This is a genomic window from Cupriavidus sp. 05N40, from assembly GCF_056397305.1.
In genome coordinates, this window is sequence record NZ_JBFTND010000449.1 from 1 (window position 1) to 923 (window position 923).

Sequence of the window (923 nt, forward strand, 5' to 3'; positions counted from 1 at the left end):
GCGCTCTGCAGCGCTCTGCACGGTCGGCCGCACCGGCAACGACCTGCACTACCGCGGCTACGACATCCTCGACATCGCCGAGACCTGCGAATTCGAGGAGATCGCCCACCTGCTGGTGCACGGCAAGCTCCCCACCCGCGCCGAACTCAAGGCCTACAAGGCCAAGCTCAAGGCCCTGCGCGGCCTGCCCGCCAACGTCAAGGCCGCGCTCGAATGGGTGCCCGCCAGCGCCCACCCGATGGACGTGATGCGCACCGGCGTGTCCGTGCTCGGCACCGTGCTGCCCGAGAAGGAAGACCACAACACCCCGGGCGCGCGCGACATCGCCGACCGCCTGATGGCCAGCTTCGGCTCGATGCTGCTGTACTGGTACCACTACAGCCATAACGGCCGCCGCATCGAGGTCGAGACCGACGACGACTCCATCGGCGCGCACTTCCTGCACCTGCTGCACGGCGAGAAGCCCTCGGCGCTGTGGGAACGCGCCATGCAGACCTCGCTGAACCTGTACGCCGAGCACGAGTTCAACGCCTCCACCTTCACCGCCCGCGTGATCGCCGGCACCGGCTCGGACATGTACTCGTCGATCGCCGGCGCCATCGGCGCGCTGCGCGGCCCCAAGCACGGCGGCGCCAACGAAGTGGCGTTCGAGATCCAGAAGCGCTACGACAGCCCCGCCGAAGCCGAGGCCGACATCAAGCGCCGCGTGGAAAACAAGGAAGTGGTGATCGGTTTCGGCCACCCGGTGTACACGGTTTCCGACCCGCGCAACCAGGTGATCAAGGAAGTGGCGCGCAAGCTATCCAGCGACGCCGGCTCGATGAAGATGTTCGACATTGCCGATCGCATTGAAGCCACCATGCAGGATGGCAAGAAGATGTTCGCCAACCTGGACTGGTTCAGCGCGGTGAGCTACCACATGA

At 66.1% G+C, this 923-nt stretch carries 1 protein-coding gene; it reads left to right on the forward strand.

The annotated features are described in order from the left end of the window. Positions 1-923 (forward strand): bifunctional 2-methylcitrate synthase/citrate synthase (gene prpC, locus AC1DO7_RS41385; RefSeq protein WP_477117589.1); only part of this gene is annotated, 923 nt, incomplete at both ends.